16 protein-coding genes are annotated in these 26,707 nt (G+C 73.7%); 11 read left to right on the forward strand and 5 right to left on the reverse strand.

Features of this window, described 5'->3' with window-relative positions; translation table 11 throughout:
- Positions 1-229: 229 nt before the first annotated feature.
- Entirely contained in the window at positions 230-3,859 is a 3,630-nt protein-coding gene (locus ABTY56_RS23990) for a serine protease (protein WP_350631072.1), read from the forward strand.
- 65 nt (positions 3,860-3,924) lie between these two features.
- Complete coding sequence (locus tag ABTY56_RS23995) at positions 3,925-4,869, forward strand: bifunctional riboflavin kinase/FAD synthetase (RefSeq protein ID WP_350631074.1); 945 nt, start codon at positions 3,925-3,927, stop codon at positions 4,867-4,869.
- Positions 4,870-4,954: 85 nt separating this feature from the next.
- Here ABTY56_RS23995 and ABTY56_RS24000 read toward each other — a convergent pair whose 3' ends face one another.
- The 3 genes from ABTY56_RS24000 to eccE form a co-directional block, all read right to left on the reverse strand.
- Positions 4,955-7,258 carry a MinD/ParA family ATP-binding protein gene (locus ABTY56_RS24000; RefSeq protein ID WP_350631076.1) on the reverse strand — a complete coding sequence of 768 codons (2,304 nt, stop codon included), beginning with the start codon at positions 7,256-7,258 and terminating at the stop codon, positions 4,955-4,957.
- 131 nt (positions 7,259-7,389) lie between these two features.
- Positions 7,390-8,157 carry a hypothetical protein gene (locus ABTY56_RS24005; RefSeq protein WP_350631078.1) on the reverse strand — a complete coding sequence of 256 codons (768 nt, stop codon included), beginning with the start codon at positions 8,155-8,157 and terminating at the stop codon, positions 7,390-7,392.
- Positions 8,157-9,563 (reverse strand): type VII secretion protein EccE, encoded by a 1,407-nt coding sequence (gene eccE, locus ABTY56_RS24010; RefSeq protein ID WP_350631079.1) that lies wholly within the window; start codon positions 9,561-9,563, stop codon positions 8,157-8,159. The genes ABTY56_RS24005 and eccE overlap by 1 nt, the downstream gene beginning before the upstream one ends.
- Before the next feature lie 186 nt (positions 9,564-9,749).
- On the opposite strand from eccE, the gene eccB reads away from it, so the two are divergent.
- The 6 genes from eccB (at position 9,750) to ABTY56_RS24040 (ending at position 15,688) form a co-directional block, all read left to right on the forward strand.
- Positions 9,750-11,462: a type VII secretion protein EccB gene (eccB, locus tag ABTY56_RS24015; RefSeq protein ID WP_350631080.1), complete on the forward strand. Its 1,713-nt coding sequence runs from the start codon at positions 9,750-9,752 to the stop codon at positions 11,460-11,462.
- A 184-nt stretch (positions 11,463-11,646) separates the two neighbouring features.
- On the forward strand, positions 11,647-11,952 hold the full coding sequence (locus ABTY56_RS24020; RefSeq protein WP_350631081.1) for a WXG100 family type VII secretion target: 306 nt from the start codon (positions 11,647-11,649) through the stop codon (positions 11,950-11,952).
- Between the two features lie 51 nt (positions 11,953-12,003).
- Positions 12,004-12,348: a WXG100 family type VII secretion target gene (locus ABTY56_RS24025; protein ID WP_350631082.1), complete on the forward strand. Its 345-nt coding sequence runs from the start codon at positions 12,004-12,006 to the stop codon at positions 12,346-12,348.
- 97 nt (positions 12,349-12,445) lie between these two features.
- Complete coding sequence (gene mycP, locus ABTY56_RS24030; protein ID WP_350631083.1) at positions 12,446-13,738, forward strand: type VII secretion-associated serine protease mycosin; 1,293 nt, start codon at positions 12,446-12,448, stop codon at positions 13,736-13,738.
- Between the two features lie 100 nt (positions 13,739-13,838).
- Entirely contained in the window at positions 13,839-14,381 is a 543-nt protein-coding gene (locus ABTY56_RS24035; RefSeq protein WP_350631084.1) for a SigE family RNA polymerase sigma factor, read from the forward strand.
- A 62-nt stretch (positions 14,382-14,443) separates the two neighbouring features.
- A complete protein-coding gene (locus tag ABTY56_RS24040; RefSeq protein ID WP_350631085.1) occupies positions 14,444-15,688 on the forward strand; it encodes a hypothetical protein in 1,245 nt (414 codons plus the stop codon).
- 78 nt (positions 15,689-15,766) lie between these two features.
- Here ABTY56_RS24040 and ABTY56_RS24045 read toward each other — a convergent pair whose 3' ends face one another.
- Both ABTY56_RS24045 and eccCa read right to left on the reverse strand, forming a co-directional pair.
- Positions 15,767-17,170 (reverse strand): APC family permease, encoded by a 1,404-nt coding sequence (locus tag ABTY56_RS24045; RefSeq protein WP_350631086.1) that lies wholly within the window; start codon positions 17,168-17,170, stop codon positions 15,767-15,769.
- Between the two features lie 468 nt (positions 17,171-17,638).
- Positions 17,639-21,580: a type VII secretion protein EccCa gene (gene eccCa, locus ABTY56_RS24050; RefSeq protein ID WP_350631087.1), complete on the reverse strand. Its 3,942-nt coding sequence runs from the start codon at positions 21,578-21,580 to the stop codon at positions 17,639-17,641.
- Between the two features lie 382 nt (positions 21,581-21,962).
- Between eccCa and eccD the strand changes: the two genes are divergently transcribed.
- The 3 genes from eccD (at position 21,963) to ABTY56_RS24065 (ending at position 26,624) form a co-directional block, all read left to right on the forward strand.
- A complete protein-coding gene (gene eccD / locus ABTY56_RS24055; protein ID WP_350631088.1) occupies positions 21,963-23,426 on the forward strand; it encodes a type VII secretion integral membrane protein EccD in 1,464 nt (487 codons plus the stop codon).
- Between the two features lie 242 nt (positions 23,427-23,668).
- The gene (gene rpsO, locus ABTY56_RS24060) at positions 23,669-23,959 is read left to right on the forward strand and encodes a 30S ribosomal protein S15 (protein WP_030245440.1); all 291 of its coding nucleotides are present in this window, start codon (positions 23,669-23,671) and stop codon (positions 23,957-23,959) included.
- A 457-nt stretch (positions 23,960-24,416) separates the two neighbouring features.
- A complete protein-coding gene (locus tag ABTY56_RS24065; RefSeq protein ID WP_350631090.1) occupies positions 24,417-26,624 on the forward strand; it encodes a polyribonucleotide nucleotidyltransferase in 2,208 nt (735 codons plus the stop codon).
- Positions 26,625-26,707 lie beyond the last annotated feature (83 nt).

The following is a 26,707-nucleotide window of genomic DNA, read 5'->3' on the forward strand; positions in this document are numbered from 1 at the left end:
GCACTGCGCGCGGACCCGCTGCTGCTCGCGGCCCCACCGCTGCTCGAAATCCCCGCCGGGACTCCCGGCGGGGATTTCCCGTTCCGGGGGACCCTCCGGTCGGACCGGGTCACCCGCACGAGGGAGCGCACGAGGTGAACGCCCGTGGTGAGCGGCGTGGGCGCGGTCGGCGCGCCGCCCCGGCGGGCAGGCTCCCGGCGGTGAGCGAGCGACGGTCGAGGGGGCATTCATGTCGGGGTTTCCGGAGGGCGATCCGGGGCGGTACCTGCTGCGGATCCGCGACCTCAACGGGCGGCTGCACGGCTTAGGGTTCGTCGCCGACCCGCAGGGCGGCGTGCTCACCGCGCACGAGAGCGTGGCCGGGCTGGACCGGGTCGTCCTGCACACCCCCGGCGGGCAGACCCGGGTGCTCGGCCCGGACGCCGTCCTGCCGCTGCCCGAGCACGGGCTCGCGCTGCTGCGCACCGACGCGGTCGGCGGGCTGCCGGTGCCGCCGCTGCCGACGGCCGCCGTCGGGGGCGGGCACGAGGTGCTGCTGCCCGCGCTGGCGGGCGAGGACGGCCGGGCGGTCGCGCTGCGCTGCGGGCTGCTCGCGGTCACCGGCGCCTGGTACGGGGGGCACCGGCTGGGCGGGGTGCTGCTGCTGGATGTGCCGGTGGTCGGCGGCGTCACCGTGCCGGCCGGCTCGCCGGTGCTGGACGCCCGCAGCGGCGCGGTGGTCGCGCTGGCCGCGCCCGCCGTCCGGGGCCCGCAGCACGGCGGGGCGCTGCCGGCGGTGGCGGTCGGGGGCGGGGCGGTGGAGGTCGCCGAGGCGCTGGCCGGGCTGCTGGCGCGCAACGCGGCGGCCGTGGCCGCGTACGGCCCGGCGCTCAACCTGGCCGGGGTGCTGCGGCTGACCGCGGCCCAACTGGCGGGCGCCGGGGCCGGACCGGGGCGGGTCGCCGCGCTGGCCGCAGACCGGGTGGACCGGCCGGACGGCCTGGCCGGGGACGAACCGGCCGCGACCGTCACCGCGCTGGTCGGCGCCCCCGGCAGCGGGCGCTCCACCGAACTGGCCGCGCTGGCCGTCCGCCGCTCCGGCGCCGCCCACCCGCTGCCCACCCTCTGGCTGCGCGGCGCCGACCTGCGCGCCGAGGACCGTTCGCTCGCCGAACCGGTGGAGCGTGCGCTGGCCGCCGCGGCGGTCGAGCTGGACACCCCGGCGCCCGCGCCCGAGCCGGTGGCGGCGCTGTGCGCGGCTGCCGGACGGCCGTTGCTGGTCGTGCTGGACGGCCCGGAGGAGGCCCCGGCACGGCTGGACGCGCGCTGGCTGCGCGCCGCCGGGCAGTGGCTGACGGGCTGCGGGGCGCGGCTGCTGACCGCCTGCGGTGAGGAGCTCTGGGAGCGGCTGGCGGCCGAGACCTGGGGCAGCGGCGCGGCTGGAGCGGACCGCGCCGGGGAGCCGCTCCCGGACGGCGACCTGAGCAGCGCCCCCACCGTCCGGATGGACGGCGGCGGCCCGGGCGCGCCGAGCCTGGCCGGGCAGCGGCTCGGTCCGCTGCCGGTCGAGGCCGCCGAGCGGGTGCGCCGCCGGTACGGGCTGCCGCCCGGTCGCCCGCCCGCCGCAGAGGACGCCCGGCACCCGCTGGCCGTACGGCTGGCCGGGGAGCTGTGGGCCGAGGGGCTGCGCGACGGGCCGGTGCGCCGGGGCGAGCTGTTCGGCGCCTTCCTGGACCTGCGCTGCCTGCGGGTGGCGCAGCGGCTGGCCGACGGCGGCCGGCCGCGCCGCCCCGGCGCGCACCGCCGGGGTGCGGCCCGGCCCCAGGGGCCGCGCCACGGGCGGGTGCGCCGACTGGCGGCGGCGGTGGCGGGCCGGGTCCACGAGGCGGCCCGGCGGATGCTCGGCAGCGAGCCCGGCGGCCTGGACCGGGCCGCCTTCGAGGAGCTGTTCCCGGTCGACGGCGGCTGGGCCACGGCGGTGCTCGCCGAGGGCCTGTTCGTCCCCGCCGGGCCCGGGTTCCGGTTCGCACACGGGGAGTTCGCCGACTGGTTGCAGGGCCTGCACCTGGACCTGGACGCGGCGCTGCGGCTGCTGCTCGGCGAAGCTGCGGACACGCCCCCGTCGCCCGCCGACGCGACGGCGGAGCGCGGCCGGTCCGCCGGGGCGACCTCCGTCCCCCGGCACCGGATCGGCCCGGTCGCCGCCGCGCTGCGCCGGGTGGCCGAGACCTGGGGCGCTCCGGCCCTGGACCCGTGGCTGCACCGGATCTGGCGCGCGCTGGACCTGCGCCCGCCCGGCAGCGAACCCGCCTGGTGGGCGGCCCGGCTGCTCACCGCCGGCCTGGCCGCCAGCCCCGACCCGGTCGAACACCGGGCGCTGCTCGACCAGTTGGCCGGCCGGATCGCCGAACGGGCCGCCGCGGGGGGTGCGGCGGCGGCGGCGCTCCCGGCCGCCGGGCTCGGTTCCTTCGGCCCGCCGTTCTGGACCGGCCTCGGCCTGCCAGTCGAGGCCGAACTCGCCCTGCTGCGACGGCTGGTGGTCGCCGACGGCCCGGGCCGGCGCTTCCTCGCCGCGGTGGCCGGGCGGCTGCGGAGCGACCCGGTCACGGTGTTCCCCCTGCTCTGCGCCTGGCTCGACGATCCGCGCGGCCTGCCGGGCCGCGCCGGCCCCCACGGCTGCCTCGGCGTCGCCGACGTCGCGCACGACCTGCTGTACGTCCACCGGTGGCTCGCCCTGGACGAGTTGGTCGACGCGCTGGCCGACGCCGCGCACCCGAGGGCGGACGCGCTGCTCACCGTGCTCGCCGCCGAGGAGCCGTCCGCACTCTGCCGCGCGGTGGACCGCTGGAGCCACGACCGGCGGCCCGAGCGGCACGTGGCGGCCGCCGCACACGCGCTGCGGACCGCCCCATACGCGACCGGTGCCGCGGCGGACCTGCTGCGCTTCGCCGCGCTGACCCTGCTCGCCCGCGAGGACGAGCCCGGCCTGCACGGCGCGGCGCTGGCGCTGCTGGTCGGCGACCCGGCGACCCGGGCCGAGCACCTCCCGGCCGCGCTCGCGCTGCACCGGGCGGGCGGCGACGCCTTCCTCACCCCGAGGGCCCTCGCCCCGGCCCTGGAGAGCGACCCGGGGCCCGTCCTGGCCGCGCTCGCCGACCGGCTGGCCGCGCCCGGCCCGGCCACCGCCGAGACCCTGCGGGTGCTGGCCGACGCCTCGGCCCCGGTGGCCGTCCGGCGGGGCACCGAACTGGCCGCCCGGCTGCTGCGCGCGCACCCGGGACTGGCCGGCCCGGTCGCCGTGGACTACCTCGGCCGCCGGCTGGCCCGTGCCGCGGCCGCCGGCCCGGCCGACCGGCTGGAGCTGCGGGTGCTGCTCGGCGCCGCGCTGGCCGCCGGTGCGGCGGCGGTGCGGCGCCCGTTCGCCGAGGCGCTGTCCGTCCCGGTGGCCGACCCGGCGGCGGACGCGCTGCGCTGCGAACTGCTGGACACCCTGCTCGCCACCGAGACCGACCCGGCGGTGCTGACCGCCGTCGTGGAGCGGCTGGCCGAGCACTGCGCGGCCGAGAAGCCGGCCCGGGCCCGCGCGGTGCTGGCCCGGACGGCCGCCGCACTGCCGGGCGCCGACGAGCTGCTGGTGCGCTGCGCCGGGCGTTCCGCGGCCTTCGCCCGGCTGCTCGTCCGGTGGCCGTGCGACGCCGCCCCGGCCGCGCCGGACGGCCCACGACTGGCCCGGATGCGGGCCCTGACCGCGGCCGGCCGGGACCCGCAGTACGCCGCCGCCGAGGCGGAACGGACGGCGCCCGACCGGGCCGTACGGCCTCCGGTGCGCTCAACCCGTATTCCGGTGCCTGAGCCGGGGCAGGCGCATGGCACGCTATAGGGGTTCGGGTTTTGAGCGTTTGAGCGTACAGAGGGTACGCGCCGTACGGAACAAGGAGCGGTCAGGTGCAGCGCTGGCGTGGCCTGGAGGAGATCCCCGGTGACTGGGGACGCAGCGTCGTCACCATCGGCTCGTTCGACGGGGTGCACCGCGGGCATCAGCTGATCATCGGGCAGGCGGTCGAGCGTGCCCGCGAACTCGGCCTGCCCTCGGTCGTGGTGACCTTCGACCCGCACCCGCGCGAGGTGATCCGCCCGGGCAGCCACCCGCCGCTGCTCGCGCCGCACCCGCGCCGGGCCGAGCTGATCGCGGAGCTCGGCGTGGACGCGGTGCTGGTGCTGCCGTTCACCACCGAGTTCTCGAAGGAGTCCCCGGAGACCTTCGTCCGGCAGGTCCTGGTGGACGCGCTGCACGCGCGGGTCGTCATCGAGGGACCCAACTTCCGTTTCGGGCACCGGGCCGCCGGGGACGTGGCGCTGCTCACCGAGCTGGGCCGGGCGGACGACTTCGAGGTCGAGGTGGTCGACCTGCAGGTGTGCGGCACGGCCGGGGACGGCGAGCCGTTCTCCTCCAGCCTGACCCGCCGGCTGGTCGAGTCCGGGGACATGGCGGGCGCCAACGAGGTGCTCGGCCGCCCGCACCGGGTCGAGGGCGAGGTGGTGCGCGGCGCGCAGCGCGGCCGTGAGCTGGGCTTCCCGACCGCCAACGTCGAGACCGTCCCGCACAGCGCGATCCCGGCCGACGGCGTGTACGCGGGCTGGCTGACCGCCGACGGTGAGAGGATGCCGGCCGCGATCTCGGTCGGCACCAACCCGACCTTCGACGGCACCGCCCGCACCGTCGAGGCGTACGCCATCGACCGGGTCGGCCTGGACCTGTACGGGCTGCACGTCGCGGTGGACTTCCTGGCCTACCTGCGCGGGATGGAGAAGTTCGACTCCATCGAGGCGCTGCTGGACCGGATGGCCGACGACGTCAAGCGCGCCCGCGAGCTGACCGACGGCGCCTGAGCGAGCACAGCGGCGGGGCGCCTGAGCACCCCGGGGACGCCGGAAGGGCCCGCCGACCTGGTGTCGGCGGGCCCTTCCCGTGTCGTCACTGCCGCGGTGCCTGCGGCGGGTAGCCGTACCCCGGCGGCGGGGGCTGGTAGCCGTCCGGCGCGGGTGCCGGCGGCTGGCCCTGGGCGGGCGGGTAGCCGTAGCCGGGCGGCGGGGGCTGGTAGCCGTCCGGTGCGGGTGCCGGGGGCTGGCCCTGGCCGACCTGGTAGCAGTCGTAGTCGTAGCCCGGCCGTGGAGTGCTCTGCGGCGGCTGCGACTGCGGCTGCGGCTGCGGTGCCCAGGGCGCACCGGGGGCGGGCTGCGGGGCCTGCGCGGCCTGGCCCTGGTAGGGCTGCGGCTGCGGGGCCTGCGGCTGCTGCCAGGCGGACTGCTGGGCGGCGGCCTGCTGGGCCCGGACGATGTCCTCGCCGACCAGGGTGGCCAGTTCGAAGTACGCCTCGCGGACCTTGGGCCGCATCATGTCGAGGTTGACCTCGGCGCCGGCCGCCAGGCTCTCGTCGAACGGCACCACAACCACGCCGCGGCAGCGGGTCTGGAAGTGCGCGACGATGTCCTCGACCTTGATCATCTTGCTGGTCTCGCGCACCCCGGAGACCACCGTGATGCTGCGCTGCACCAGGTCCGCGTAGCCGTGCGCGGAGAGCCAGTCCAGGGTGGTCGAGGCGCTGGAGGCGCCGTCCACACTGGGGGTGGAGACGATGATCAGCTGGTCGGCCAGGTCCAGCACCCCGCGCATCGCGCTGTACAGCAGACCGGTGCCGGAGTCGGTCAGGATGATCGGGTACTGGCGGCCCAGCACGTCGATGACCTGGCGGTAGTCCGAGTCGTTGAAGGTGGTGGAGACCGCCGGGTCGACGTCGTTCGCCAGGATCTCCAGGCCCGAGTTCAGGTCCTGCGAGGTGAACTGACGGATGTCCATGTAGCTGCGCAGGTGCGGAATGGCCGTCACCAGGTCGCGGATGGTCGCGCCGGTCTGGCGCTTGACCCGGCGGCCCAGGGTGCCCGCGTCCGGGTTGGCGTCGATCGCGATCACCTTGTCCTGGCGCTCGCTGGCCAGGGTCGCGCCGAGCGCCGTGGTGGTCGTCGTCTTGCCGACCCCACCCTTGAGGCTGATCACGGCGATCCGGTAGCAGCTCAGCACCGGGGTGCGGATGATCTCCAGCCTGCGGGCCTTCTCGGCCGCCGCGGCCTTGCCGCCGAACTGGAACCGCGGCTGCTGGCGCTGCTGCTTGGGCTGGCTGCGCAGCAACCGGTCCGAGGACAGCTCGACGGCGGCGGTGTAGCCGAGCGGTGCGCCGTTCGCGGTCTGCTTCGGAGCGGCGGCCTGCTGGAACGCGGCGGGCTGCGGCGCCTGCGGCTGCTGCTGCCACGGCTGCGCGGGGCCCGGCTGCTGTGCCTGCTGCGGCTGGACGGGCTGGCCCTGGAGCGGCTGGCCGGGCTGGGGCTGGCCGGGCTGCGCCTGGGCAGGCTGCTGGTACGCGGCGGGCTGCGGCCAGCCGCCCTGGCGCGGGTCCACCGGGCCGGGGTGCGGGGCCGGAACGGGCTGCTGCTGGACGGCGGGGGCCTGCTGGGCCTGGGCCGCCGCCTGCTGGGCCGCCCACGCGGCCTGCGGGTCCCAGGCGGCCTGCTGTTCCTGGGGGTTCTGCGGGCCGAGCGGGTTCTGCGGGCCGAGCGGGTTCTGCGGCGGGACCGGCTGGACGGGCGGCTGCGCGTAGGACTGCGGCGGGACGGGCTGCCCCGGCTGCGCGGTCGCGGCGGGTGCCGGGGCCACCGGGTACGGCTGGGGGGCGGCCTGCGGCGGCAGGGCATCCGCCGTCGGCCAGGCCGGGGCGGCGGCCTGCGGCTGCTCGGGGGCGGCGGCCGACGGGGAGGCCATCGGGAACGGGACGTGCTGGGCCTCGGCCTGCACGGGCGGCACCGGGGGCACCGGCGCGACGGGTGCGGGCGCCGGGACGGCGGTCGGGACGGCGGTCGGCGCGGCCTCGGCCACCGGAGTCGGAACCGGGGTCGGGACTGGCGCGGCCAGTGGAGCCTGGGCGTGCCCGGGAGCCTGTGCCTGGTGCGGGGCCTGGGTCGGGGCCGGAGCCTGCGCCGCCACCGGGGCCGGGGCGACCGGGTGCGCCGCCTCCGCAGCGGGCGCCGGCGCGGGCACCTGCGCGGGCGCGTCGGCAGGCCCGGCGGACGGGCTCACCGGAGCCGTCGCCGAGGCCGCGGGAGCCGTCGCCGGAGCCTCCGTCTGCACGTACCAGGACGGGGGAGTGTAGTCAGGCGCGTCCGACCAGTCGTCGTCGTCCTCCGCCGCGTTGTCGCCGACGTAGACGCCGTCCCGATCGCTGCTCACTCTGGCTCCCTCGTGTTCGCCGCCGCTTGTTCAGCGGTGCCGTTGCCGCATCAAAGACTAGGCCGTACGGCAACCCCCGTTGAAGGCGGCTTCGGTTCCGCGGTGGCCCGCCGGGTGCGGCGAGCCACCGCTCAGTCCATCCGGCGCGGGGCGCCGAGCACCTGCTGTTCGGCCTGCCCTGCCACGGCCCGTACGTACTGGCGCCGCATCCGGGTCGCCCACAGGGTGAGGTCGTCGCCGAGGGTGGGCAGCGTGGCCACGTCCTCCGGCGGGAGTGACAGGACCCGGCCGGTCAGCTCCGCCTCCTGTGGGGAGATCCGCTGCACGCCGACCAGGTCGGCGGCGTTGAGCACCCGGGCGGCGTTCGGCCCCAGGTACGGCAGCAGCGTCAGGGTGGTCTGCCAGGGCGCGGCGGAGAGGCGGCTGCGCGGCGGGCGGGCGCCGAGGTCCCGCACCACCAGCACGGGCGAGGCCACCGAGGCGCCCTGCGGCCCGAGCCGGCCGACCTGGTGGACCGTCACGCACGGCTGTCCGCCGCCGGCGGCCTGCGCCATCGGTCCCCACAGCTGCCCGCGGGCGGTCTCGACCACGACCCGGGCGCCGACCGCGGCCGCGCGCAGTGCGATGACCTGCGCCGTCCACATGCCGCCGACCAGCACCAGGTCGTACGCGCTGGGGCGGAAGAGGCCGAGCACCGCGGGCAGTCCCTGCGGGTCGACGCCGATGACCACGCCGTCGTCGCCGACCGGGAAGGCCAGCGCGGCGAGATCGGCGGGTTCGAGCACGTGCTTCTCCCGGCGCGGGCCGCGCAGCCCGAAGCCGGGCAGGATCCGCGGTCGGGTCCGGCGCTGCTCGGCGCCGGGCTGCGGGCCGAGGGCGGGATAGGTCTGGTACGCCATCAGGACGCTCCTCCCAGCGGCAGGGTGGCGAGCATGCCGGGGGCCTGCTCCAGGTCGAGGCGGACGAGGCCGAGGCCCGCGCTCTGCGCCCGGGTCTCCACCTGGCGGCCGACCTGGCCGACCTCGCTCTCGCTGCGCCCGGTCACCCGCAGGTGTCCGCTGACGGTCACGGAGCCGCCGGTGCCGTGTCCGGCGGTCAGGCTGAAGGTGCTGGCCAGGGCCGGGGAGCCGGTGATCAGGTTGACCAGGTCCGGCGCGGCGATCCGGCCGGGGGCGCCGCCGGGGCGGCTCAGCTGCGGCCAGCGGGAGATCCAGTAGGTGGTGTGCCAGCGGTCGTCGATCCGCCAGAACCGGTTGCCCTCCTGGGTGCGGCGGGTGGTGCCGCCGCCGCTGCCGGTGCCCTGGCGGCCGGCCGTCGCGATCGGGTTGGCGCAGGCGGAGATGGACAGGGCGGCGATCAGCTCGCGCTCGTCCAGCACGGTCGCGTTGAACCCGGCGCTGTTGAGCCGCCCGGCCAGCTGGTCGGTCACCCGCTGCAGCGCCTTGCGGGCGCCCTCCTCGCCACCGCCGCGGGCCCGGACGGCGGTCGCCGCGCGCTCCGGGTCGAGTTTCAGGGCGACCCAGGTCAGCCGCAGCCCGGGGGTGGAGGTGCCGTCCGGCAGCTCGCGGTAGGCGCGGGCGGCCAGCGACTGCTCGGGCAGGTGCGGGGCCGGGGCGGGCTGGGTGTGCTGGACCAGCTGCACCGACTCCAGGGTGATGTCGTCCACCGTGAGCGCCGAGCAGATCACGTCCAGCGGCAGCGGCAGCGCGGTGCGCACCGGGCGCAGCGGCTGGTCCTTGGCCTGGACGAGCAGGACCGAGCTGAGGAAGGTGCCGTCGCCGACCATGCCGGTCTCCCGGCGCACCGGGCGGCCGCCGAACTCGGCCTCGGTGGCGTGGGTGCAGGTGCGCAGCCCGGGTTCGAGCTCCAGTGCCGGCGCCAGGGCCGGGTCGGTGCCGGCCGGCGGCAGCAGCGTACGGGCCTGCTTGCGGCGGGACTTGAGGGCGGATCGGACCCGCAGCAGCTCCGGGACCGTCCGGCCGCGCACCGGGACCGCGGCGAGGACGAGCAGCACCAGCGCGACCGCGCCGAAGCCGGCCGCGACCGGGCGGCTGATGGTCCAGCCGACCGCGACCAGCGCCACCGCGACCTCGACCAGGACGAGCTGCTGGAGCTTCAACCGCCCGCCGAGCAAACCGGGTCGGGGGTTGACGCGGACCTGGACGGCGCCGCCGCCACCCGCGTCCGGCTGCGGTCGGACGGGCCCCGCCTCGGCGGTCGGGCCGTCGTGCTGCGCCCGTCCGGACCGGCGCGACCTCCCGCCGCCCGCGCTGCGGCGGCGTCCTGGAGCGGTCTGGCTTGGCATCCCCCGGTGGCCCTCTCTGATCCGTTGTCACGGCCCGGCTGGCTGGTTCGCGGACCGTACCCGTACCGTACTCACCGTCTGCTGCCGCATCGTAGAGGGTTCGCACCGGTTCGCGCCCGGCGGGTGGACCACGGGGCAGGTCGGTCTGACAACGTCCGACAACGTCTGACTAGGGGGACGACGAGGATGGCATCGCGCCGGGACGAGCTCAACGCCTACACGTTCGCGCGCAAGCGGACGGTGGGCGCCTTCCTGCTGCCCGCCGGCGGCGGGAGCGACGAGGACGCGCCGCGTCCGGTGAAGGCGGTGCTCCCGAGCATCCTGGTCGGCGCGGTGGCCGTGGCCGGGTTCGGGGTGTGGGGGGTGTTCAAGCCCAGTGCCCCGTTGAAGTGGGACGACGGCAAGAACATCGTCCAGGGCAAGCAGTCGACCACCCGGTACGTGGTGCTGACCGATCCGGACGGCAAGACCAAGCGGCTGCACCAGGTGCTCAACATGTCCTCGGCGCGGCTGGTGCTGCCCGCCGACGCCAAGGTCGTGGTGGTCGACGACGGGGTGCTCGACCGGTACCCGAACCACGGTCCGACCATCGGCATCCCGTACGCGCCGGACAAGTTGCCGAGCAAGGACAACGCGAGCCGGTCGATGAAGTGGACGGTGTGCGACCGCCCGGGTTCGGACGAGAAGCAGGAGACCGTCAACCAGGCGGTGTTCGTGGCGGCCGGTCCGGACGCGGCGGCGCTCGCGGCCAAGGACCGGATGCTCGGCCCGGACCAGCTGATGCTGGTGCAGCAGGCGGACGAGCAGCAGGTCTCCGCCGCGCCGGCGCCGGGTCAGCAGGCCGCCACGGGCCCGAAGGTCTTCCTGGTGGACGCGCAGGGCCGCAAGCACGAGATCGGCACCCCGCAGTCGGACGACAAGGAGCGCAAGTCGCTGATCACCGCGGTCTTCGGGCCCAACGCGGTGCCGCAGCGGGTGAAGCGGGAGTGGCTGGACACCCTGGTCACCGGTACCCCGATCACCTTCCCGCAGGTCGACAAGGTGGCGGACTCTCCGAACCCCAACTCCACGGTGCAGTTGGGCAACACCGCCGACCGCCGGATCGGGCGGCTGGTGCACTACCAGGACCGCAACTACGTGGTCGGCAAGGACCAGCTCTTCCTGGTCACCCAGTTCCAGGCGGACCTGATCCGGCAGAACCCGGCGTACCAGATGCTCTACAAGTACGACCAGGACAAGAAGCCGCGCAGCGACGAGATGACCCCGGCCGACCAGTCCCTGGCGGGCAGCGAGACCCCGCTGCCGGGCACCGCGGCCGACTGGCCGATGAAGTCCGGTGCGCCGGTGAACAACTGGCAGGACCGCCAGGACGCCCGGCTGGTGGTGTGCAGCACCTTCGACGGTGTCGCCGAGGACGGGAAGACGCCCAGGCGCAGCGTCTGGGCCGGGACTTCGTACCCCGCGCCGTACAACAACGGCGCCGGCGCAGCGTACGTGACCCCCGGTCACGGCCTGTTCTACCGCGCGCTGAACAACACCACCGCCGGCTCCGGCACCGACTTCCTGATCACCGAGACCGGGCTGCGTTACGCCGTTCCGGCGAACGGTGACGGCGGCCGCGGCGCCACCCCCACGCCTGGTGCGCAGCCCGGTCAGAGCGGTGCTCCGAAGACGCCGACCCCGCAGCCCGGCACCCCGAACCCGGGGGCGCCGGACCAGCAGTCAGGTCAGCAGCCAGGCCAGCAACCCGGGCAGCAGCAGGACGAAACCGGCGGCAACCAGGCCCGGTTGGGCTACCAGGGGCTCCAGCCGCTGCCGGTGCCGCACGAGTGGTCGGACCTGGTTCCGGCCGGCCCGCCGCTGACCGCGAAGAGCGCCGCGCAGCCGCAGAACGCCTGACCGGCCAAGCGCAGCAACGGAATTGGCCGCAGTGTCATGGTCTGGTAACTACTCTGTGCTCGGTGTTGGGTGAGCTGCGTGTGCCGACTACAGTGCTGCTGGGCATCACACCTGTGATGCGACGGTCGGGGCCTTCCGGGGCCCTCCGTACACGCAATTGTTGTCTCATGGGGGACGGTGGAGCATGGCTCAGGGTCAGTTCACGATGACTGCTCAGGAAATGCTGGCTTTCGCCAATCAGATCGAGCAGGCCATCGGCAAGATCGAGGCCGAGCGCGCCAAGCTGATCAGCACGGTTTCGGGCATCACCAACGGCTGGCAGGGCCAGGCGGCGACGGCCTACACGAACCTGCAGAACAGGGTCAACGACGACATCGCGAAGCTCAAGGAGTCGCTGACGGCGATCAAGCACGCGATCGAGGCGACCACCAAGCACTACTCGAGCACCGAGGAAGAGCAGAAGGCGATGTTCGCCAACGCGCAGGGCTGATCGCCGCACCCGCGCTGATCACCGCTCTGTTCCGAACCGCCGCTCGGCGGGGTGTCCGCCACTGACCGCGAGACGCTCCGCACCCTCGTCAAGGGAGACAACGTGACCGACCACATCCTCGTCAACTTCGAGACCGTCCACCACGCCGCCGAAGAGGTCAAGGCCTCGGCGGGCCGCATCGAGCAGACGCTGAGCGACCTGAAGAAGGACGTCACCCGCATCGCCCAGAGCTGGCAGGGCAAGGCCCAGGAGGGCTACAAGGTCCAGCAGGACAAGTGGGACTCGGCGGCCAACGACCTGCACACGACCTGCACGCAGATCGCGACCTCGCTGGAGAACGCCGCGCAGAGCTACCGCACCACCGAGGACAGCAACGCCAAGCTCTGGCAGCAGTGACACCGGTTCCCATCGGGAACGACAGGGGCGGGTACCCGGGTTCCGGGCACCCGCCCCTCGGCGCGCGGCACGGGTGGACGACATGAGGGGTGGCAGGGTGTCCGGACGCAGGTACCGGAAGACGGCCGCGGCACTGGCCGCGCTCGCGGTGCTGGGCGGCCCGCTCGCCGTTCCGGCGTACGCCGACGGCGGGACCGGGACCGGTCTGGCCGCCGCGGGTGACTGCCCGAAGAACGCGCCCGACGTGCAGACCGTGCCGTGGTCGCTGCAGCGGATGCTGCTGGACGAGCTGTGGCAGGGCGGGCGGACCACCGGCAAGGGCGTGAAGGTCGCGGTCATCGACACCGGGGTCGACTGGGTCAACCCGCAGCTGGCGGGCCAGGTCGTGGCCACCGACCCCAACTTCGACAAGAACCCCCCGGCGTCGGTCGGCAAGGTCCAGGAGGGCTCCAACCTGCTGGTCAACCGGGACACCAAGGAGCCGATCCAGGGCCACTCCTACGAGGACCCGGTCGGTCACGGCACCAAGGTGGCCGGCATCATCGCGGCGCGCCGGAGCGACAGGACCGGCTTCGTCGGGCTGGCCCCCGACGCCCAGATCCTCTCGATCCGGCAGAACGACAGCGACGGCAACGGCGACGTCGCCACCCTGGTCCAGGCGATCAGGGAGGCTGTCGGCAAGGGCGCCAAGGTCATCAACATCTCCCAGGACGTGCGCGGCGCGGGCGACGCCCGCTTCGGCGGCTACCAGGACCTGAAGGCCGCGGTCGAGTTCGCCGAGGCGAACAAGGTCGTGGTGGTCGCCTCCTCCGGCAACGACGGCAAGGAGGGCGACACCTATCCGGGCGCGTTCCCGACCGTGCTGTCCGTCGGCGCCTCCGACCGCAACAACGAGCGTGCGCCGTTCTCCCAGTACGGCTCCTTCGTGAAGGTCGCCGCGCCCGGTGTCGACATGCTGTCCACCGTGCCCGGCGGCGGCCAGTGCGTGGACAACGGCACCAGCTTCGCCGCACCGTACGTCTCCGGGCTCGCAGCGCTGCTGGTCGGCGCCCACCCGGACTGGAAGCCGGCCCAGGTGCGGGCCTGGATCGAGCAGACCGCCCAGCGCACCCAGCGTGACCCGGACGTCTTCGTCGGCTGGGGCGTGGTGGACCCGGTCAAGGCCGTCACCATGGCCCCCGACGTCGCGCCGACGGCCGCCACCCCGGACGCCCCGGTGCAGCTCGCCTCCGTGCCGATCGTGCCGCGGCCCGTCGGCCTCGGCGAGACCCAGGCCGACCGCGACGGCCGCACCGCGACGTACGTCCTCGGCGTGGGCGCGCTGCTGGTCGCCCTGCTGGTCGGCGGCGGCGTGGTGCTGCGCGACCACCGGCGCAAGTCCGCCGACTGATCCGGACGTCCCGAAAATTCCTCCGCCACGCGTGTAACACCGCCGCCCTCCCACCGCATCGATGAAGTGTCGGGGAGGGCGGACCGCGGGGGGAGCGGACATGGGGTGGATCGGTGTGGGCCGGGAGGCCAAGGACGCGGAGTTCCTGGAACTCGTCGCCGGCCGCACCAGCCACCTGTACCGCTCGGCCTGCCTGCTCACCAGCGGTGACACCCACTACGCCGAGGACCTCGTCCAGGAGGCCCTCGGGCGGATGTACGTGCTCTGGCGGCGCAGCGCCTTCACCGGCGGCCGGGAGCGAATCGCCAACCCGGCGGCCTACACCCACACCGTGATGGTGCGCACCTTCCTCGCCCAGCAGCGCCGCCGCTCCAGCGGCGAGCGCCCCACCGACGCGCTACCGGAGTCGGCGGGGCAGGACACCGACAGCAGCCTGCGGCTGACCCTCCTGGACGCGCTCGGCCGGATGCCGCCCAAGGACCGGGCGGTCCTGGTGCTGCGCTACTGGGAGGACCGCAGCGTCGAGGAGACCGCCGAGGTGATGCGGGTGTCCTGCGGCGCCGTGCGGACCCGCACCTCCCGGGCGCTGGCCCGCCTGCGCGCCCTGCTCGGTGATTCGTTGGCCGAGCTCGCCGTCCGCTGAGGCCGGCGCCGCCACCGACCCGCACTCTCGCAACCCGTGACCCAAGGAGACGGTGAACAGCCATGTCCGAACCGGACAAGTTCGAGGACGATCTTCTCTATGCCATCACTCGTACGGGTGAAGGCTTTCGCGCCGAGCAGGCCGACCTGGTCGTGGGCGGCTACCAGCGCGGCCGCCGCCGCTGGCGGCGCCGCTCGACCGCCGCCCTGGTCGGCGGCACGGCCGCGCTGGCCCTGGTGGGCACCGGCGCGGTGTACCTGACCGGCTCCCCGGCGAAGGACGCGGGCAGCGTGGCCGCGGCCCCCGCGCGGACCTTCACCGCCGGCGGCGGCACCCCCGAGGCCACGCCGACGACGGCGCGGCCCTCGGCCCCGACCGTGGTCACCGGCGACGAGGTGCTGGCGACCTTCCAGGCCCTGCTGCCCAAGGGCGAGACCACCCAGGGCAAGGGAACCGGCACCGACGACGAGCGGATGAAGGGCACCTACGCCGGGGCGGGGGTGGTCTTCGACGACGGTCAGGGCAAGTCGCTGATCCAGATCGGCATCCAGAAGCACCGCCCAGGCCAGGCGCAGCCGAGCACCTGCCCGGCGGACCTGAAGCTCGCCCGGCTCGACTCCTGCGTGGTGACCACCCTGCCGGACGGCTCCCGGCTCCAGCTCCTGCAGGGGTACGAGTACCCGGACGGCCGGGCCTCCACCAAGGAGTGGCACGCCCGGCTGACCGGTCCGGACGGCCGGGAGATCGACGTGAGCGAGTGGAACGCGGCCGCGGAGAAGGGCGCACCGGACAGCCGCCCCAACCCGCCGCTCACCCTCGACCAGCTGTCGGCGATCGTCACCGACAAGTCCTGGGACCGGGTCGTCGCGGCGGTCAAGTTCGACGGGGTCGACGTCTCGGCGGTCGACCCGGGCCTGTCGCTGGAGAAGCGGGAGGTCGTCCTGACCCGGCTGCTGCCGCCGGGGGTGACCGTGACCGGCCGCAGCGGCAGCCCGCTGGTGGCCACGTTCCAGCTGGCCCAGGGCCAGGTCGCCGGCTCGGTGGTGCTGCGGGTGCAGAACCTGGGGAAGTCCGCGGACGCCGCGGGGGCGAAGGCGTACAAGGACGCGCTCACCCTGCCCGACGGGAGCAGGGTGCTCACCCGCGGCGGCCCGGACGGCACCGACAAGATGCCGCTCACGGTGAACGTCCTGCACCCGGACGGCATGGAGGTCATGGCCGCCCAGGGCCCCAACGGCGAGCGGCTGCTCACCGAGGAGCAGCTGAGGGCGATCGCCACCAGCCCGGTCTGGAAGGCCGAGAAGTAGTGGTGTGAACGCGGCGGTGCCCCGGGCTGGGGGAGGCCCGGGGCACCGCTGTGTGGGGGAGTGGGGGAGGGGTGGGGGTCAGTCCTGCTGGTCCTCGGGGAGGCTGATCACCCAGCGGGTGTCCTGCCGGGGGCGCAGGTAGAACAGCCAGTAGAGGGTGGCGGCGGCGGTGATGCCGCCGGTCCACAGCAGGGGCTCGGTGTCCAGCTTCGTCATCACGTAGAGCAGCACGGCGATAAGGGCGACCGGCACGGCCGGCCACAGCGGCATCCGCCAGGCGGCGGCGTGCTTGTGGTGGCCGCGGCGGGAGAGCAGTGCGGCGATCGCGACCAGCAGGTACATCCCGGTGACGGCGACGCCGGTGATGTTGCTCAGCAGCTCGCCCTTGACGAAGCAGAGCGCGGCGCCGGGCAGGCCGACCGCCAGGGTGGCGATCCACGGCGAGCCGAAGCGGCCGAGGGTGCCGAAGGCCTTGTTGACCGGCTCCGGCCAGGCCTTGTCACGGGCGGAGGCGAACAGCACCCGGGAGTTCTGGATGACCATGACGATGCCGGCGTTGATGATGGCCAGCGCGACGCAGAGGCTGATGAAGGTGCCGACCGCGGAGTTGCTCCAGGCGGTGACCATGCCGGAGATGTCGCCGGAGGTGAGGGTCTGCAGGTCGGGGGCGCCCACGGTGATGGCGACGACCGGGATCAGGATGACGGCGGAGGAGATGCCGAGCGTCCACAGCACGGTGCGCGAGACGTTGCGGCGCGGGTTCTCCAGCTCCTCGGACAGGTAGACGGCCGTGGAGAAGCCCTGGGTGATGAACAGGGCGATGCCGAGCGCGCCGACGATGGCGCCGATGCTCACCGTGGTGGTGGCGCCGCCGTCCCCGGCGACCACGCCGTGCAGCAGGCTGGGGGCGTTGCCGTTGGCGTGGGAGAAGCCGAGCACCGAGACGACGCCGGCCGCGATGACCTCCAGGACCAGGAAGATGCCGGTGATCCAGGCGTTGGCGCGCAGGTCGAGCAGGCCGGCCAGGGTGGCGGCCAGCATCACGGCGGCGCCGGTCATGGCCTTGTCGAGGTGCAGCACGGGGGCCAGGTAGTCGGCGGTGCCGAGCGCGATGACCGAGGGGACGATCATCACCACGATCAGCGAGAGCACGAAGACCAGCCAGCCCATCAGCCGTCCGGCCAGGGTGCCGACCATGGCGTACTCGCCGCCGGCGCTGGGGATCAGGGTGCCGAGCTCGGAGTAGCAGAACGCGACGGCGACGCAGAGCACGGTGCCGATGGCGATGGCCAGGGCGGTGGCGCTGCCGATGCTGGAGAACAGCTCCGGCACGATCACGAACAGCGTCGACGCCGGGGTGACGCAGGACAGCGTGAGCAGTGTTCCGCCCACGACGCCGATCGAACGCTTGAGCTGCTGGGGCGCGGCCGCCCCGGCCGCTTGGGCGGCTACGGTCTGTGGCGGGCGAAGCGTGTCGGTCATGTGGCTTCCGATCGGCTCTGAGCGGTCCTGGGGTGGGAGCGGTATCGCCTCCGCTGGCTGGTGTGCTGGGTGTCGGTCCAGTCGCTCCCGAGCCGCCATGGAACCTTGGGCGTAATGATTGCGTCAACGTCGGAACTGCTTCGGAATCCGTTGCGACAAAACGCATAAACATGCGATCTGATGATCACGTTCGGTCATTGTGTGGTTTGTCCGACTTGTTACCTTGGCTGGATCGCAATTGAATCGAAGGTGAACAAAGGGATCCAGTCGGGATTCAAAGGTCTGGATCCGGTCGGACGGTGGTACGCCAAGGCGCTCCTCGGAGGTGCGGCAACACCCCGGCCGGGTACGGGAACCGCAGCACCCGCCCGGAAAGATCTAGGTAACGTTTCAGCACCTGGGACGCCGAAGGGGTCGGACTCGCATGAGTCCGACCCCTTCGCTCACCGTCCGTGACGACCGGCCCTGCTACACCACCGGCAGCCAGCCCGTCTGGACCATCTGCCCGTTCGTCGCGCGGCGCGACACGTACACCCCGCGGCCCGGCGGCAGCGCCTGCGGCTTGACCGTCCCCAGCAGCGCGCCCTCGTCCCGGTTCCCGGAGAGGATCACGCCCTGGCCGCCCAGCTCGCGGATGCGCTGCATCACCGGCTCGTACAGCGAGCGCCCGGCACCGCCCGCGCTGCGGGCCACGATCACCCGCAGGCCGATGTCCCGGGCGAACGGGAGGAACTCGGCCAGCGGCGCCAGCGGGTTGCCCGAACTCGTCGCGACCAGCTCGTAGTCGTCGACGACCACGAACATGTCCTTGCCGGTGTACCAGCTGCGGTTGCGCAGCTGCTCCGCGGTGACGTCCGGGCCCGGCAGGCGGCGGGAGCAGGCCCCGCGCAGCATCTCCACCACGGCCGACATGGCCGGCTGCGCGGCCGCGTACTCGACCAGGTACTCCGACGGCACCGCGCCCAGCAGCGCGCGCCGGTAGTCGCCGACCACGATGCCCGCCTGGTCCGGGGTGTAGCGCTCGGTGATCTGCTTGATCAGCATCCGCAGCATCGCCGACTTCCCGGACTCGGTGTCGCCGAAGACGATGAACAGCGGGTCGGTCTCGAAGTTGACGAAGACCGGCGCGAGCTCCGCCTCGTCCACGCCGAAGGCCACACCGCGCTCCGGGTGCTCGAAGCCCTTGGGCAGCGAGTTCCCGTCCAGGACGGCCGGCAGCATCCGCACCTGCGGGGCGCGCGGCCCGCTCCAGGCCCCGTCGATCGCGCCGACCAGCCCGGCCACGCCGTCCTGCAGGTCGTCCACGCCGGAGGAGCCGTCCAGGCGCGGCAGACCGGACAAGAAGTGCAGCCGCTCGGGGGTGATGCCGCGACCGGCCAGCGGCGGGACGTTCTGCGCCGACCGGCGGTCCACCTCGGACTCCATCGCGTCACCGAGCTTCAGCTCGGTGCGGTTCTGCAGCAGGTCCTTCAGCGCGGGGCGGACCTCCGCGTACCGGGCCGCGGTGATGAGCAGGTGGACGCCGTAGCCGAGGCCACGCTGGGCGATGTCGCCGATCACCGGCTCCAGGCCCTCGAACTCCTGCTTGAAGGTGTTCCAGCCGTCGATCACCAGGAACACGTCGCCGAAGGCCTCGTCCGGCAGCTGCCCGGCCGCCCGACGGGCCCGGTAGGTGCCGATGGTGTCGATCCCGGCGACCCGGAACAGCTCCTCGCGGCGGTTCATCACCCCGTGCACCTCGGAGACCATCCGGCGCACCTTGTCCACGTCCAGGCGCCCGGCCACCCCGCCGACGTGCGGCAGCCCGGCCAGCGACCCGAAGCTGCCCGCGCCGAAGTCCAGCAGGTAGAACTGCACTTCGAGCGGGGTGTGGGTGAGGGCGAACGAGGCCACCGTGGTGCGCACCACGGTGGACTTGCCCGAGCGCGGGCCGCCCACGACCAGGCCGTGGCCGGCCGCCCCCGCGTAGTCGACCTCCAGGATGTCCGTCTTCTGCTCGCGCGGCTTGTCGACGATGCCGATCGGCGCCCGCAGCCGTCCCACCGGGTAGCCGGCGGCGGTCAGCCCGCGGTCCGGCGCGACCTGCAGCGGCGGCAGCAGGTGGTCCATGCTCGGCGCCTCCTCCAGCGGCGGCAGCCACACCTGGTGCGCGGCCGGGCCCTGGCCGGCCATCCGCTGGACGAACACGTCCAGCACGGTGTCCACCAGCGCGTCGTCCTGCTCCGGTACCGGCGGCGCCTCCTCCTCCACCGGGTCCGGCAGCTCCACGAAGGCCGCGGTGAACTCCACCGGGCGCGCGGCGCCCCGCCGTCCGCCGGTCGACCGCTGCTGGCCCGGCGCCCGGTACGGCCCCGAGACGTAGGCGGCCTTGAACCGGTCCATCACGTCCTCGCCGAACTTGAGGTAGCCGACGCCCGGCACCGGCGGCAGGTGGTAGGCGTCCGGCACACCGATCGCCGCCCGGGACTCCGCCGCCGAGAAGGTGCGCAGACCGATCCGGTACGAGAGGTAGGTGTCCAGGCCGCGCAGCTTGCCCTCCTCCAGGCGCTGCGAGGCCAGCAGCAGGTGCACGCCCAGCGACCGGCCGATCCGGCCGATCTGGATGAACATCTCGATGAAGTCCGGCTTGGCGGTGAGCAGCTCGGAGAACTCGTCGATGATCAGGACCAGCGAGGGCAGCGGGTCCAGCGCCGCGCCGGCCGCCCGGGCCCGCTCGTACTCGTGGATGTTGGCGTAGTTGCCGGCCGAGCGCAGCAGCTCCTGGCGGCGGTGCAGCTCGCCCTCGATCGCGTCGCGCATGCGGTCGACCAGGGTGAGCTCGCCCTCCAGGTTGGTGATCACCGCGGAGGTGTGCGGCATGTCCGCCATGCCGGAGAAGGTCGCACCGCCCTTGAAGTCGGCGAGGACGAAGTTCAGGATCTCCGAGGAGTGCGTCATCGCCAGCGCCAGCACCAGGGTGCGCAGCAGCTCCGACTTGCCGGAGCCGGTCGCGCCCACGCACAGGCCGTGCGGGCCCATGCCCTCCAGCGCGGCCTCCTTGATGTCCAGGTAGACGTGCTCGCCGTTGGCGCCGACGCCGATCGGCACCCGCATCCGCTCGTGCTGGGCACGCTGGCGCCAGCTGCGGTTCGCGTCGAAGGAGCCCGGGTCCCCGGAGCTCATCATGTCGGTGAAGTCCAGGTTGGACAGCAGCGGCTCGTCGTCCCCGCCGGCCGAGACCCGGTACGGCGCCAACTGCCGCGCCAGCGCCTCGGACTGCCACACCGAGAGCAGGTCCGGCGTGCCGGTGTACGTCGCGCCGGAGGCCGAACGCAGCACCAGCTCCTCGGCGTTGACCGTCACCATCAAGTGCCCGCTGGGCTCGTCGACCTCGCCCGGGACCACCTCGATGACGGTCACGCCCTGCACGCCCTCCGGGCTCGCCAGCAGCGAGTCGTGCGGCACCCCGGCGCCGTCCATGACGACCACCAGGTGCGGCTGGTCCGCCGAGGGCGACGCGTCCCGGACGAAGCGCTGGCGCCCGGCCAGCTCATCCTGCAGCAGGTGCTCCAGGTCGCCCAGGTCGGTGGCGAACAGCCGGCGCGAGCCCGCGCCGTCCGCCTCCTTGCGGTGCTGGTTGTGCGGGAGCCACTTGGTCCACTCCCACTCCTCGGCCGCGCCGGGAGCCGCCGCGACCGCCACCATCAGGTCGTCCGGCGAGTGCAGGGTGGTCAACTGGGAGATCATCGCCCGCACGTTGCCGTACACCGAGTCCGGGTCGCCGCACACCGTGATGTGGTAGAACGCCCGCAGCGACACCGCCAGCGGCAGGTCGTGCAGGGTGCCGTGCGCCTTCAGGAAGGAGTGCATGGCGGCCGCCGACAGCGGCTCCAGCTCGTCCATCGGCGCGGTCTGCGGTGCCACCAGCGGCGTGGACAGCTGCACCGGTCCGAGGCCCACCCGGATCTGCGCGAAGTCGCCGTCCCCGGTGCGCCGTTCCCACAGCCGCCGCCCGTCCTCGACGATCGACCACAGCTGGTCCGGCGCGGGGTTCAGGAACAGCAGCGCGCCGCGCTGGCGCTCCGCCGTGCGGCGCACCTGGCGGCGCGTCTGCTGCAGGTACTTCAGGTAGTCGCGGCGCTCGTCCGCCATCGCGGTCGAGCCGCCCTTGCGGGCCCGCACGATCTGGGCCAGCACCATGCCGACCGTCGAGGCGATCATCAGACCGCCCATGATCTTCATCGGGGCGGCCGCACCGGGCGAGAAGAAGAACACCGCCGAACCGCCCATGCCGAGCATCGGCAGGATGCTCATCAGCCAGTCCTCGCTGCCCTGCCGCGGCAGTTCGGGCGGGCTCACCAACTCCACCGGCTCGTCCGGCACGGTGGGCGGGTAGGCCCTGGCCGGTCGCTTGACCGTGATCACACCCATGTGTCATCCACCCCGTGGCGTCGATCGATCACTTCGGCATCAGCCCTCACGCGACTGCGTACGGTCCGTACGGGAATCCGGCGGCTGAGGACGCCCCACACAGCGCAGCCCCCGTACCTTTGCGCAGGCGCCGATCCTAACGGTCGCTCCCGCACCGCCCGCCAGGCCCCGGTCACCAACCGAGCGGGTAGGGTAACGCCGCGCCAATTCGCGGCCCGGTCGGGCCGGTTCCACAGCCACACCGAGCGCCGCCGTGCCTCGGCACCGTCAACAAGGGGGAGCGCCAAGTGCGTCGAAGGAACGAGGTGCGGCTCATGAGCGAGCTCGTCATCGAACGCCGCGCATTGTGCGAAGCGCCGGCGAAGCGAAACGAGGCGGGAGCATGAGCAGTGCTGCTGCCGCGACCGGCTACTGCCGGGTGACGGTCGTCGCCCCAGACCGCCGGATCGACGTCGCCCTGCCCGAGGACGTCCCGCTCGCTGACGTCTACCCCGAGGTCCTGCGGCTGGCCAACCAGAGCCAGCCCGACGGCACCCCGACCGGCTTCCACCTGGTCCGCCGCGACGGCACCGTCCTCGACAGCGGCCTGCCGCTGGCCGCGCAGCAGGTCCGCGACGGCGACCTGCTCGCGCTGCGTCCCTTCGCCGAGTCCCTCCCGCCCGCGGTCTACGACGACGTCGCCGACGCCATCGCCAGCGCCGTCGAGGCCGACCGCCGGTTCTGGACCGCCGAACTGATGCGCGGCTTCGGCCTGATCGGCGCCGGGGTGCTGCTCACCCTGCTCGGCTTCGCGCTCTGGTTCTCCGACCTGCGCCACGACATGCACGGCCTGCCCGGCGTCCTGGCCGGCGTCACCGCCGTCGTGCTCACCGCGCTGGCCGGCGTGCGTGCCCGGGTCTACCAGGACGCCCACGCCGCCCTCGCGCTCGGCCTCGGCGCGCTGCCGCACGCCATGATCGGCGGCAGCGGCGTCATCGCCGTCGCCCATCCGTGGGACGGCCCCGGCCGGCTCCAGTTCCTGGCCGGCTGCGTGGCCGTCCTGGTGGTCGCCGTGCTGCTGACCGGCCTGCTGCCGGAGAAGGACGCGGTGTTCGTCGCCGCAGCCCTGGTCGCCACCGCCGGCGCGCTCGCCACCTTCGCCGCCGTCCTGATGCCCGGGACCCCGGCCGGACACATCGCCGCCGTCACCGGTGTCGCCGCCGTCGCCGCCGTGGGCTTCCTGCCCAGCCTCTCCGCCCGCTTCGCCCGGCTGCCGGTCGGCTTCAGCGCCCCCGGCCAGACCCGCACCCGCAGCCGCGACTACGACGAGGAGGCCGAGCGCGCGGAGGCCGTCCAGTACGAGAAGATCGCCCACCAGGCCCGCCGCGGCCACGAGGTGCTGGTCGGCCTGGTCGGCGGCTGCGCCGCGGTCGTGGTCGGCGCCTGCGCCGTCCTCGGCTTCACCGACGAGACCTTCCCCGAGCTGCTCGCGCTCGCCCTGGGCCTGGCCGCCATGCTGCGCGCCCGGCTGTTCCGCTACACCGCGCAGGTCCTCAGCCTGACCGTGGCCGGCCTGCTCGGCCTGTGCCTGCTGATCGTCGGACTGTCCCTGCACACCCCGCAGTTCTTCCTGCGGGTGGCGGGCTCCACCACCCAGCTCGACCTGCGCACCATCTGGCTGGCCACCTGCATCGCCTTCGGCGCCGCACTGCTCGTCGCGATCGCCCTGGTGGTGCCCCGGCTCGGCGTCTCCCCGTTCTGGGGACGCATCCTGGACCTGGTCGACAGCCTCACCCTGATCTCGCTCGTCCCGCTGGCGCTCGCCGTCCTGGACATCTACCGGCTGGTCCGCGGCGCCACCGGCTGACCGGGCCCGCCCTCCGGCGCCGCCCGCCCCCGCCCGCTCCTCCCCGGAGGAGCGCCTCACGCGCCCCCCGGGGCCGCCGAACGGCCGGGTGGGCGGCACTGGTACGCTTGGCCTTCGAGCGCAGCCGTGTGTCCGCCGCCCCTCCGTGGGCTGCAGAGCGCCGGCCGCGCTCACGACACCGAGTTCTCGATGAGTCCTGTGCTGTCGACCAGGACCGCTCGGTAGACCCCGAAGGAGTTGCAGTGGCTCTCGCCTCTGACGTCAAGAAGCAGATCATCGCCGAGTTCGGCCAGAAGGAGGGCGACACCGGCTCCCCCGAGGTCCAGGTGGCCATGCTCTCCCGCCGCATCTCGGACCTGACCGAGCACCTCAAGCTGCACAAGCACGACCACCACTCGCGCCGCGGCCTGCTGATCCTGGTCGGCCAGCGCCGCCGCCTGCTGCAGTACCTGGCCAAGAAGGACATCGAGCGTTTCCGTACGCTCGTCGACCGCCTGGGCATCCGTCGCGGTGCCGCCGGTGGCGCCCGCTAAGACCGCCGCTCGGGGCGGCTCCCCACACCGGGGAGCCGCCCCTCGCGCGTATGCCGCGGCCGTCGGGCCGCGGCGCCCGGACATAACAACTCGCGCGCACCTCCCCAGGTGGCCGAGGATTGCACCGTAGGGTTGTGGGCATGCCGGGTGATGGCGCACCAGCGCGCCACCCGGGCACAAAGACCCGAACCCCCCGCGGGACGAAGGCTTCAAACGGAAGCCGCCCGCATCCGAGAGAGCGTCCAGACGCGGAACGCCCGTCCCGGCCCGGCAGCCGTGAGGCGCCGGTCCTCGGTAGTGGCCGTCGGAACCCCCGCAGACCGAGCGGGGCACTCCGGAGGCTTCGATCGAAGACCGGCCCGACTGCCGCCCTCCCTGACGAGGGCACCCAGGGCCAACCGACAGGCAGTGCGCGGGGACGCTCTCCCGGAGACGTACGAAAGAGGAGATCTTCCAGGTGGAAGAGAACGTGTTCTACGCCGAGGCCGTGATCGACAACGGTTCCTTCGGCACCCGTACCATCCGCTTCGAGACCGGCCGCCTGGCCCGTCAGGCCGCCGGCTCCGCCGTGGCCTACCTGGACGACGACACCATGGTGCTGTCGGCCACCAGCGCGTCCAAGCAGCCGAAGGAGCACTTCGACTTCTTCCCGCTGACCGTGGACGTCGAGGAGCGGATGTACGCCGCGGGCCGCATCCCCGGCTCGTTCTTCCGTCGCGAGGGCCGGCCCTCCGAGGACGCGATCCTCACCTGCCGCCTGATCGACCGCCCGCTGCGCCCGTCCTTCGTCAAGGGCCTGCGCAACGAGGTCCAGGTCGTCGTCACCGTGATGGCGCTCAACCCCGACCACCTGTACGACGTGGTCGCGATCAACGCCGCCTCCGCCTCCACCCAGCTGGCCGGCCTGCCGTTCTCCGGCCCGATCGGCGGCGTCCGCGTCGCGCTGATCAACGGCCAGTGGGTCGCCTTCCCGACCCACAGCGAGCTGGAGTCGGCCGTCTTCGACATGGTCGTCGCCGGTCGCGTCCTGCCGGACGGCGACGTCGCGATCATGATGGTCGAGGCCGAGGCCACCGACAAGACCATCAAGCTGGTCGAGGGCGGCGCCGAGGCGCCGACCGAGGAGGTCGTCGCCTCCGGTCTCGACGCCGCCAAGCCGTTCATCAAGGTCCTCTGCGCCGCGCAGTCGCAGCTCGCCGCCCAGGCCGCCAAGCCGACCGGTGAGTTCCCGGTCTTCCTGGACTACCAGGACGACGTCCTCGCCGCGCTGACCGCCGCCGTCAAGGACGAGCTGGCCCAGGCCCTGACCATCCCGGGCAAGCAGGAGCGCAACACCGAGCTGGACCGCGTCAAGGCGCTGGCCGCCGAGAAGCTGCTCCCCGAGTTCGAGGGCCGCGAGAAGGAGATCAGCGCCGCCTACAACGCGCTGACCAAGAAGATCGTCCGCGAGCGCGTCATCACGGACAAGATCCGCATCGACGGCCGCGGCGTCACCGACATCCGCACCCTGGCCGCCGAGGTCGAGGCCATCCCGCGGGTGCACGGCTCGGCCCTGTTCGAGCGCGGCGAGACCCAGATCCTGGGTGTCACCACGCTGAACATGCTCCGCATGGAGCAGCAGCTGGACACGCTCTCCCCGGAGACGCGTCGCCGCTACATGCACAACTACAACTTCCCGCCGTACTCCGTCGGCGAGACCGGCCGCGTGGGCTCGCCCAAGCGTCGCGAGATCGGCCACGGCGCGCTGGCCGAGCGGGCCATCCTGCCCGTGCTGCCCTCGCGCGAGGACTTCCCGTACGCCATCCGCCAGGTGTCCGAGGCGCTCAGCTCCAACGGCTCCACCTCGATGGGCTCGGTCTGCGCCTCGACCATGTCGCTGCTGAACGCCGGTGTGCCGCTGAAGGCCGCCGTCGCCGGCATCGCCATGGGCCTGATCTCCCAGGAGATCGACGGCGAGACCCACTACGTCACGCTGACCGACATCCTCGGCGCCGAGGACGCGTACGGCGACATGGACTTCAAGGTCGCCGGTACCCGCAACTTCATCACCGCCCTCCAGCTGGACACCAAGCTGAACGGCATCCCGGCGTCGGTGCTCGCCGCCGCGCTGAAGCAGGCCAAGGACGCCCGCCTGCACATCCTCGACGTGATGAACGAGGCCATCGACTCCCCGGACGAGATGTCCCCGAACGCGCCGCGCATCATCACCATCAAGATCCCGGTGGACAAGATCGGTGAGGTCATCGGCCCCAAGGGCAAGATGATCAACCAGATCCAGGAGGACACCGGCGCCGAGATCACGATCGAGGACGACGGCACCATCTACATCGGTGCCGCCGACGGCCCGGCCGCCGAGGCCGCCCGCACCACGATCAACCAGATCGCCAACCCGACCATGCCGGAGGTCGGCGAGCGCTACCTGGGCACCGTGGTCAAGACCACGACGTTCGGCGCGTTCGTGTCGCTGATGCCGGGCAAGGACGGCCTGCTGCACATCTCGCAGATCCGCAAGCTGGCCGGTGGCAAGCGCGTCGAGAACGTCGAGGACGTCCTCGGCGTCGGCGCCAAGGTCCAGGTCGAGATCGCCGAGATCGACCCGCGCGGCAAGCTCTCCCTGATCCCGGTCGTCGAGGGCGAGGAGGGCGGCGAGGCCGCTTCCGAGTGAAGCGCCGCTAGCTGACCCCTGCGGCCCGTACGCCTCGCGGCGTGCGGGCCGCACCCAGTTGTCCACACGCTTACGTCCGCACG

It is taken from the genome of Kitasatospora sp. NPDC097691 (assembly GCF_040302665.1).
Classification (GTDB): domain Bacteria; phylum Actinomycetota; class Actinomycetes; order Streptomycetales; family Streptomycetaceae; genus Kitasatospora.